Origin of the sequence: Nostoc sp. (assembly GCF_036916975.1) — a bacterium.
Lineage (GTDB): Bacteria > Cyanobacteriota > Cyanobacteriia > Cyanobacteriales > Nostocaceae > Nostoc.
On the sequence record NZ_JBALFF010000112.1, the window covers coordinates 1 to 9,453 of the forward strand.

Genomic DNA, 9,453 nt, shown 5'->3' on the forward strand with positions numbered 1-9,453 from the left:
GTATTTTATTTGCAAATAAAATCACCTTGTACCTAAATATAATTTTTAGCGATCGCTGATTTTTGACCAGACCTCACAAAATCGCATTGCTCCCCAGTTCACCGTGGCATCAGCCACCTCGTCCACCGATTCTTGTTGAGAACAAGTCAATGCCGGAAGCACCATATTGGGCTTCAGGATCATGCCCTCCAGCATCACCCGTTGCGTGTAGAGTTGGTTGAAGACGGTTTGTAGGACTTCCTCCGTTACCTTGCTACACCTCGACAGGGTATGCGATCCCTCCATAAGCACTTCTGGCTCGACAATGGGAACCAATCCGGCTTCTTGGCACAACGCAGCATAGCGAGCCAATGCCTGGGCGTTAGCCTCGATACAACCCCGGCTGGGATATACCAACGCCGATGGTAATCACCGCACGCCACTTGGCAAAACGAGCGCCCTTATGAAAATATTCCTTGAGGCGATCGCGCAATCCATCCAGACCTTCGGTGATCTTCTCTCCAGGATGACCTGCCATATCCTTAGCACCGATATCAACTTTGATACCGGGAATGATTCCCGCATCGGTAATGGCTTGCACAAAGAGAGTGCCATCTTGCTTTTGCTGGCGGATCGTTTCATCGTAAAGGATCGCGCCACTAATGTATTCACCAAGACCGGGCGTGGTGATAATTAATTCTCGATAGGCGCGTCGGGCTTCTTCAGTCTGCGGAATGCCTAGCTTTGCGAATCGTTTGTTACAGGTTGGATTACTTTCATCCATCGCCAGCAGACCTTTGTAGTCGGCAACCAGCATCCTTGCAGTGTCTATAAGGTCTTGTGCATTCATCTCTGACTCCTGGGAAAATTTATTGACTATTAATTGAGCTAGACAGAGGTGGGTCAGTTCTGTGATTGTCTTGATGGTGCAGCCGTCCGAGAGTGCTATCGATCAATCTGGTCAATTTATCAGCCGCCCCGTCAACGGCTTGGTCTAAGGTCGCTGCCTGATGTGTTACCGCGATGGGCTGGCGGCCTTTGAGGCGGGCTTCTATCATGCAGCGCATATCGTCATCGCCGCCCTTCTTGTCGCTGTTCTCATCGCTCAGGTGAACATCAACGTGAGTGATGCGATCGCTGAATCGGCTCAGGCTCTCTTCCACTACACCACTAACGTAAGTGGCTAGTGCTTCGTGACCTTCGATGTTATGGCCGGTATGGATTTGGATTTGCACGATGTTCTCCTGTTGTAATTGTGATTGGCTTAATATTCAGATGGAATTACGAATTATTTCCTGCGCCCCACTTCCAGTTGCGGATTTCCGGCAAGTCTTCGCCGTGCTTGTCGATATAATGCTTATGCTCGATCAACTTGTCCTGCATCATCTGCTTGAGATAGTCTCCCTTACTACCCAAATGCAGCAGACGATCCACCACGTCTTGCACCAGATGAAAGCGATCCAGGTCATTTTGCACCCTCATGTCAAAAGCCGTTGTGATCGTGCCCTCTTCCTTATAGCCCCGGACGTGGAGATTGCGATTGGTACGGCGGTAGGTCAGCCGATGCACCAGCCAGGGGTATCCATGAAAGCCAAAGATGATGTGCTTGTCTTTGGTAAAGAGCGAATCGTAATCCGTTTCGCTCAGTCCGTGCGGGTGTTCGCTCTCGGATTGCAACTTCATCAGATCGACGACATTAATTACCCGAATTTTCAGATCGGGCAGATGTTCGCGCAGGATGGAAACGGCAGCCAAAATCTCCAGTGTCGGCGTATCTCCACAGCAAGCCATCACCACATCCGGCTCGGTATCCTGGTCGTTGCTAGCCCATTGCCAGATGCCAATGCCTTCAGTGCAATGCACGATCGCCGCGTCCATACTCAGCCATTGCGGGAGCGCGTGTTTGCCAGCAACCACCACATTCACGTAGTGTCGGCTGCGTAAGCAGTGATCAAAAACCGATAGCAGACAGTTCGCGTCGGGTGGCAGGTACACACGCACGATATCGGCTTTCTTGTTGATCACGTGGTCGAGAAAACCGGGGTCTTGGTGCGTGAAGCCGTTATGATCCTGCTGCCAGACGTGGGAGGCCAGCAGATAGTTCAGCGATGCAATCTTCCGTCGCCAGGGCAGTTCCGATGTTACCTTCAGCCACTTGGCGTGCTGGCTGAACATCGAATCAACAATGCGAATGAACGCCTCATAGCTGTTGAATAGCCCGTGCCGCCCAGTTAGCAGATAGCCTTCCAACCAACCTTGGCACTGGTGTTCACTGAGCATCGAGTCCAATACTTGTCCGGCTGGCGCGAGGAATTCATCATTTTTTTCTTCCCGCGCTTCCCACTGACGATTAGTGACTTCAAACACCGCGCCCAAAAGATTCGAGAGTGTCTCATCGGGACCGAAGATGCGGAAATTCCGCTGATTCAGCTTGACTACATTACGCAGGAATTGGCCCAGTACGAGGGTATCTTGACCGTCAACGGCACCAGGTGAAGGCACATACACCGCGTGGTCGCGGAAGTCTGGCATTTGCAGGTCGTGCAGTAGTATGCCGCCGTTGGCGTGGGGGTTCGCACCCATGCGGCGATCGCCCTTCGGGGCTAGTTCAGCTAATTCTGGCAGGAGACATCCGTTTTCATCGAACAGTTCTTCTGCCTTGTAGCTTTTCATCCAACTTTCCAACTGCTGGACATGATCGGGATGCTCGGAGTTCACCAGTAGCGGCACCTGGTGCGATCGCGATGTGCCTTCGATTTGCAGACCATCGACAACTTTTGGCCCCGTCCAGCCCTTGGGCGACTTCAGGACGATCGCCGGCCAGCGCGGGCGAGTCATATCGTTCTTGTCCCGTGCATTGCTTTGGATTTGCCGAATATCTGCGATCGCCTTGTCCAGGGTGCTGGCCATAAGTTCGTGCATCTTTTCCGGCTCGTCACCTTCCACAAAGTAAGGTGTCCAGCCGCAACCTCTAAGAAATTGCTCTAACTCCTCATGCTCGATACGAGCTAAGAGGGTTGGGTTGTTGATTTTGTAGCCATTCAGGTGCAGGATTGGCAGCACAGCACCGTCGGTAATTGGGTTGAGTAACTTGTTGGACTGCCATGCGGTCGCTAAGGGGCCTGTCTCTGCTTCCCCGTCGCCGATGACGCAGGCGACAATCAGTGAGGGATTGTCGAAGGCAGCGCCGAAAGCATGGCTGAGCGAGTACCCCAACTCACCACCTTCGTGAATCGACCCCGGCGTTGTCGGTGCAACGTGGCTGGAAATCCCACCAGGAAATGAGAATTGCGTGAACAGCTTTTTCAACCCAGCTTCGTCCTGAGTGACGTTGGGATAAACTTCGCTCCAGGTGCCTTCGAGGTAAACGTTGCCCACAATTGCTGGACCACCGTGACCAGGGCCAGCGATGTAGAGCATATCTAGGTCATATTTCTTGATGACTCGATTCAAGTGTACATAGATGAAGTTCTGTCCCGGTGTCGTACCCCAGTGTCCAACCACCAGGGGCTTGACATGGGACAGTTTCAGAGGCTCCTTCAGCAATGGATTGTCGTAGAGATAAATTTGCCCAACCGACAGATAGTTGGCGGCACGCCAGTAGGCATCTATCTTGTGGAGTAATTCTGGGGAAAGGGTCTTTGTTTTTATGGTTGATTGCCCAATTTCTAAGCTCAATACGCTAGTCCGATCAATTGCTTTCACGGTTATTGCCTCTTTATTTATCTTTATCAGGATTTGTATCTTTTATGACTAAAACAGAACAATTCGCATGATCAACCACATGATTGCTGACACTACCTACGAAAAATTCTGCGATCGCTTCCAGCGGGGCGTAGCCCATCGCAGAGTGGTCATGCCGACCTAATACGATCAGATCAGCATTCCATTCTTGAGCAACACTAGAAATCGTTGCCCCTGGCTCACCAAAATGGTGTTGATATTCAGCAGAAATATTTCGGGCAGTTGCCTGATGACAGTATTCTTGTAACCAAACTTTTGCCTGCTCAATCTCTAGCTGAAGTGTTTCCTCGCGAAATGGTTGAGAAAACCCAGTGTTGATCGGATAGAGTCCAAACCTCCCACCTGACTCGAATCCTGGATTGATCGCAGTAAAATCTACGAGGCAATGAAGGATCATCAAATTAGCTTGCTCTTGCTGCCCTAAATTCAGTGCCCGATCAAACACAATAGATGTTAAAGGAGAATGATTAATGGCAACCAGAATGCGTTTAAAGTTCATTATTTCGAGCCTTCAGGTTAATCTCACTTAGAGGATGTTTGAAAAGTATTGGGCGAATAGAATTCGCTACTTCAAATTCATCATTAACCCCAATCACAATTAAGTCACTCATAGTATTCTCTTCTAATGGTGTTCTACACGACTTGCAAGCCAAAATGGAATTCCAATTCCCACAAATTGAGCCACAATCATACAGATATTTGCTTGTACAACAAAAATATGAATTGGCTCAATCAATTGCCCTGTCCGATAGATAGCGGCTCCTTGCGGAACTGAAAGCGTTTTCAGGAGCAATGTTCCAACAATTGTTTCGATGCCGACTAGCGTCATTAACATTGCTGCTAAGTTAACTACAACTCCTAGTTGTAAAACTTGAATTATTTCCTTGCGGCTAGGATGTAAAGCTGGTTCCGGGGCTGACAATTGTTGCCCAAGATGAACGTAGCGAAAGAACCAGTAAATGCTTAAGCCTAAAGCAGCAATTCCCCCAATTGCGGACAGCAAACCGATCCCTGATTTGAGATTGAGGTTGAGAGTCGGATCGAGAATAGCGAACCCTAAAATGAGAAGAGAAATAATGGTTAAAACAAACTGTATCCAAAACCCACTCCACCCCAACGATCGCAGTAAACTAGCAGCTTGCTGCCTCTCTGAAGGATGAGATTGTGATTCTAGGTAGGTAGACATAAGGCATTGCTCTCTAAATCTTGGCTTTGAAAAATAGCAGGTATGTCAAACAATTTTGGATTTTAGATTTGCGATTTTGGATTGACTGCGCCCACAAGGGGACACAGCTTAAAGATTTTAAATTGACGATTTTAGATTTGTTCCGCTTGACTTCGGGCGGGGCTTGAACCAAAAACAATTCAAAATCTAAAATCTAAAATCTAAAATTCGGAGTGTCAAACTGTGAGGCACACTCGACAAATGCATACCACTAGTCCTGCTGTGTGCGGTGCGGCTCTGAATCTCTACTGTAAAACGCGTCGCTGTCCTGAATGCAGAGTCAGCATCCAAACTCCATCAAACAAGAGATTGATTCCAATGAAAGTGCCAATTAGCCAAACTGCGCCAAACGGAAAGTTAGACCAAACGAAAATACCGAAAATAATGCCGATGATACCGCTCACCAGCATCAATCCCCAGTTAGGTGAAATCCGGCGCATTTGAAATGCAATGGACACTTGAATGATGCCTTGCACAAAAATGGTAATGCCCAAGACTAACGTGAAGGCCAGCACCCCTTTTAGCGGATTTGCCACTACTAAAATTCCAGCCAAGAGATACAAAAGACCGAGAATCAGCTTCCCGACGACTTTACCTGCACCTCTCGATTGAAAGGCATAAACGATTTGAGTAATTCCGGCAAAGATAAATACCCAGCCAAATACTAAGGTTGAAGCAACGCTAGCAAAGAAGGGAAAGGCGATTGCAATGATGCCCAATAGGATCATGAGAACAGCGATCGCGGTTGTCCATCCAGAGCTAACAATTTGCTCATCAATTTCAGGCTCAATAATTCTCATGTTGATCTCCTTTTGAATCAAATCCTAAATGACCGCAGAGTTCTCGAAGAATTTCTTCACCGTTGCACTCGCTCATCACTTTTTGTTGATTAACTCTCGACCTCCGCAAAATTCCTGATTAGTTCCCTACTTTTTCACTAGAACATAAAACATCGAATACTTCCTATATCTTGCTAGGTAAATAAGTTCAATTTCATCTAACGCTTTTGAATGGGTTATCAGAATTTGTATAATTTATACATCAACTCAAACACTAAATATGACTTGTTGATAATTGCTTCTGGCTTCAAACCCTAAATCTAGTTAAATCTCTAGAAAATTCTGTTACAGAAACGCCAAATTCTCAACCCATTTATGCCCTAATTTCAGTTCATGGCGACCCGACAGCTGAAATTGGTAAAGAAGGAGCAGGTGGTCAAAATGTCTACGTGCGAGAATTGGGATTAGCATTAGCATTAGCATTAGCAAAACGCGGCTGTCAGGTTGATATGTTCACACGACGCGAATACCCCGCCCAAGAAGAAATTGTGGAATTAGCACCAGGGTGTCGCACTATTCGTTTAAATGCTGGGCCAGCAGAATTCATTACTAGAAACGATTTATTTGAATATTTACCAGAATTTGTAGAAGCCTGGCTGAATTTTCAACAACGAACAGGGCGCAGCTATGCCTTGATTCACACTAACTATTGGCTTTCTGCTTGGGTAGGATTAGAACTTAAATCTCGATTGGGATTACCCCAAGTTCATATTTATCACTCTATAGGGGCAGTTAAATACCGTAATGTGGAGAATCCACCGCAGATTGCTGCAATTCGTCATTGTGTGGAGAACGGTATTTTAGAACAAGCAGATTATGTAATATCCACTAGCCCTCAAGAAGCGGAAGATTTACGTCAGTTAATTTCGCAGTATGGACGTATTAAAGTCATTCCCTGCGGGATTAATACTGAACACTTTGGTTCTGTAAGTAAAGAAGTTGCTCGCCAACAGTTGGGAATTGATGCAGATTCTCAGATAATCTTGTATGTAGGACGTTTTGACCCCCGCAAAGGAGTTGAAACCCTAGTCAGAGCTTGCGCCAATTTGCCTTTAACATTTCAACTCTATCTAGTTGGTGGTAGCCGTGAAGATGGAGCAGACTTCCAAGAACAACAACGCATTCAAACTTTGGTGAACGACCTGGGATTGGAAGCCGTTACAGTTTTCACTGGACGAATTTCTCAAGCGCTGTTACCTGCTTACTACGCCGCAGGGGATATGTGCGTTGTACCGAGTTACTACGAGCCTTTTGGTTTAGTGGCGATTGAAGCGATGGCAGCCGGAACACCCGTAATTGCCAGCAATGTGGGAGGATTGCAGCATACAGTGGTGCATTGATTCGTGTAAAACTTTTTCAGGATTTTGTTGCTGTTGCTGTGCTTGTTGGTAGAAATATGCAATTAAAATGGTTCCTTGATGTTCGGGAATAAATGCCTGAATAGCGCTCGGTAGCTTGTGTTGACGAGCCATTACCAACCCTTCACTCACATGCTTTTTGATAATTTCGGCACTTTTCCAGGGATCATTAATCACATCGTGTTTATTAATACCTCCCATTTGATTTTCAATAAATCCTAGAGGGTCATGCATTTTACCAATGTCATGATAGAGAACCCCAGCCCTAACCAGTTCCACATTACAATTTAATGCTCGTGCCGCAGCTTCTGCTAGAGTAGCGACAAACAGTGTGTGCTGGAAGGTTCCAGGAGCTTCATTAGCTAGGCGTTTTAATAAAGGTCGGTTGGGATTGGACAATTCAGCCAGACGAATAGGCGTGACTAGATCAAATAAAGCTTCTAGGTAGGGGCTTAAACCTAGTGCTAAGATGCTCCAAACTAACCCTGCTAAACCGTTGAGGACTGCTGCACCCAGCACAGCATACCAAAGGGGTGCGATCGCAGTGTTGACCAACAAATAAACTACTCCCTGCGTCAACCCAATTAAGATTCCCAAGGTAGCTAATTCCTCTCGCGTTCGCAGTGCTTCTCTACCAGGGTATCGCCATTGTCCCGCCATCAATCCGCCAAGAATTCCGCCAGCTGCACTAGGTACTAAATAATGCCAGCTAAGTTCCGTTCCCATTGAGAGCAATATCGTTAGTAACCCCATAACAGTACCTCCGATCGCAGTACCGTAGAAGCTACCAACAAGCAAACCAATAGCAGGTAAGCCTGTAAATGATTTGGTCAAAATTATTAGCAACGGCGCACTGAGAGTAAGAAGCAGTATCAAGAGATAATCGCTCCGTCGTAATTTAGCGTAAATCCTTCGTTCTACCAGTTTGAAAACAGCCACAGCCAATCCCACCATCCCACTAAAACGAATCAGATGCAGCCAATCGATTCCGCGTTGACTCAAGTGAAAGTGGTCTAATAGAACAAAATCAGCCTGGGTAATTTTTGCTCTAGCCTGAACGATAACTTCACCTTTTTGAATGCTGACGATCGTCGGTTCTACTTCTTGGGCGGCTTGTTCTGCAATCAGCTTGGTTTGCTCAATGTCTTTAATTAAATTTGGTGCGATCGCCTCTGATAGCAATCGCCTTGCTAAAGATTGTGCTGCTTCTGGCACAGAAACACTCACCTGCATCCCGATTGCATAGTTCAGGTTTGTTTTGGATAACCCTGGATAAATGCCCTGTGCTAACATTCGGTCTAAAGTTTGACGCACTTGGATTTGAGTTTTTTGCCAATCTGTATCAGACAGGTTTAAGAAAGTGGCATCGTAAAGGGTTTCGGGTTGGGCATAGACGCTTTGCGTGTTGTCTTTAGACATCGCGCTCAGGGCTTTTAGGCTGATATTATAGCGCTGACGAGCTTGGGCGATCGCTTTTAATAGTTGAGCAAAAGCCTGGGAGGAGTTAGACTCTCGGTAAGTTCGCAGTTTTTTTACTGCTAGCTGCTGGGCAGAATTTAAACCAGTCAGATTGCTATTTTTATCCAAACCTCGTAATACTTGTTGCCATTGAGGTTCTGGTGCTTGTCGCAGGTAAGTTTGTGTAGCAGTGGACAACACTGAAGTCTTAACAAAGGGAAAATTGCCCAAATTTTCGCGGATTTGATTGCCTTTTGTGAATAATTGCTGGAGATTTTGGTGAATTTGCTCATTAATTACTGGGTCGTCAACCCAGACTGCTGAAGCACCGCTACGAGCCTCCCTGCGTCTTTCTTCTGTTGTTTTTACATCTTCAACATTGGCTGAACTTGGTGCGGTAAGCGTTTGGGGAGCTATCTTACCTACATCTAGTTTTGGTTGGTTATAAAAACGGTAGCCTAGTCCACTGGAGAGAGATAGTACGACAAACACAAACATCCCAGTAGAATAGAGACGGTTTTTTAGATGCGATCGCTTACTCTTAGGTCTAGTTACCTGTTATGCTAAAAACGTCTGCAAATAAGTTTGAAACCCTTATTGGGCAATAATAACAGGCGTTATGATTACCGTTTGAGCATTGGCAATAAAATTGAGTTTATAATCGCCTACAAGCCTCGATTTTAAAGGGAATTTTGGGGTTTAATTAATTTTTTAGCATAACACCTACCGAAGAACCAAAAATTTTATGAGAGAATGGGGTACAGCCGGGATACGTGCAAAATGGGACACGTTGTAAAGTTATGTAAACAAAAACTCTACAACCCTTGCCAGAACTACCTTCATAATTTCT

Annotated in this window: 11 protein-coding genes; 1 reads left to right on the top strand and 10 read right to left on the bottom strand. The window is 46.2% G+C overall.

The window, feature by feature from the left end:
• Positions 1–45 precede the first annotated feature (45 nt).
• The 9 genes from V7K73_RS26425 to V7K73_RS29950 form a co-directional block, all read right to left on the bottom strand.
• Positions 46–396, bottom strand: a complete 351-nt coding sequence (locus V7K73_RS26425) for a class I fructose-bisphosphate aldolase (protein ID WP_334884533.1) — start codon at positions 394–396, stop codon at positions 46–48.
• Positions 362–829: a class I fructose-bisphosphate aldolase gene (locus V7K73_RS26430; RefSeq protein WP_334884535.1), complete on the bottom strand. Its 468-nt coding sequence runs from the start codon at positions 827–829 to the stop codon at positions 362–364. The genes V7K73_RS26425 and V7K73_RS26430 overlap by 35 nt, the downstream gene beginning before the upstream one ends.
• Before the next feature lie 19 nt (positions 830–848).
• Positions 849–1,214 (bottom strand): HPF/RaiA family ribosome-associated protein, encoded by a 366-nt coding sequence (locus V7K73_RS26435; protein WP_334884537.1) that lies wholly within the window; start codon positions 1,212–1,214, stop codon positions 849–851.
• Between the two features lie 46 nt (positions 1,215–1,260).
• Positions 1,261–3,675, bottom strand: coding sequence for a phosphoketolase family protein (locus V7K73_RS26440; protein WP_442936791.1), 2,415 nt, complete (start codon positions 3,673–3,675; stop codon positions 1,261–1,263).
• Between the two features lie 22 nt (positions 3,676–3,697).
• Positions 3,698–4,222: a universal stress protein gene (locus tag V7K73_RS26445; RefSeq protein WP_334884539.1), complete on the bottom strand. Its 525-nt coding sequence runs from the start codon at positions 4,220–4,222 to the stop codon at positions 3,698–3,700.
• Positions 4,212–4,334, bottom strand: a complete 123-nt coding sequence (locus V7K73_RS26450) for a hypothetical protein (protein ID WP_334884541.1) — start codon at positions 4,332–4,334, stop codon at positions 4,212–4,214. Before V7K73_RS26450 ends, V7K73_RS26445 begins: the two co-directional genes overlap by 11 nt.
• Positions 4,335–4,345: 11 nt before the next feature.
• Positions 4,346–4,909: a DUF3611 family protein gene (locus V7K73_RS26455; RefSeq protein WP_334884543.1), complete on the bottom strand. Its 564-nt coding sequence runs from the start codon at positions 4,907–4,909 to the stop codon at positions 4,346–4,348.
• A gap of 284 nt (positions 4,910–5,193) precedes the next feature.
• Positions 5,194–5,748, bottom strand: a complete 555-nt coding sequence (locus tag V7K73_RS26460; protein WP_334884545.1) for an HdeD family acid-resistance protein — start codon at positions 5,746–5,748, stop codon at positions 5,194–5,196.
• The gene (locus V7K73_RS29950; RefSeq protein ID WP_442936169.1) at positions 5,735–5,824 is read right to left on the bottom strand and encodes a hypothetical protein; all 90 of its coding nucleotides are present in this window, start codon (positions 5,822–5,824) and stop codon (positions 5,735–5,737) included. Before V7K73_RS29950 ends, V7K73_RS26460 begins: the two co-directional genes overlap by 14 nt.
• 316 nt (positions 5,825–6,140) lie before the next feature.
• On the opposite strand from V7K73_RS29950, the gene V7K73_RS26465 reads away from it, so the two are divergent.
• Complete coding sequence (locus tag V7K73_RS26465) at positions 6,141–7,127, top strand: glycosyltransferase (RefSeq protein ID WP_334884551.1); 987 nt, start codon at positions 6,141–6,143, stop codon at positions 7,125–7,127.
• Here the strand turns inward: V7K73_RS26465 and V7K73_RS26470 are convergent.
• The gene (locus V7K73_RS26470; protein ID WP_334884547.1) at positions 7,044–9,101 is read right to left on the bottom strand and encodes an HDIG domain-containing metalloprotein; all 2,058 of its coding nucleotides are present in this window, start codon (positions 9,099–9,101) and stop codon (positions 7,044–7,046) included. The genes V7K73_RS26465 and V7K73_RS26470 overlap by 84 nt on opposite strands.
• Positions 9,102–9,453: the final 352 nt, after the last annotated feature.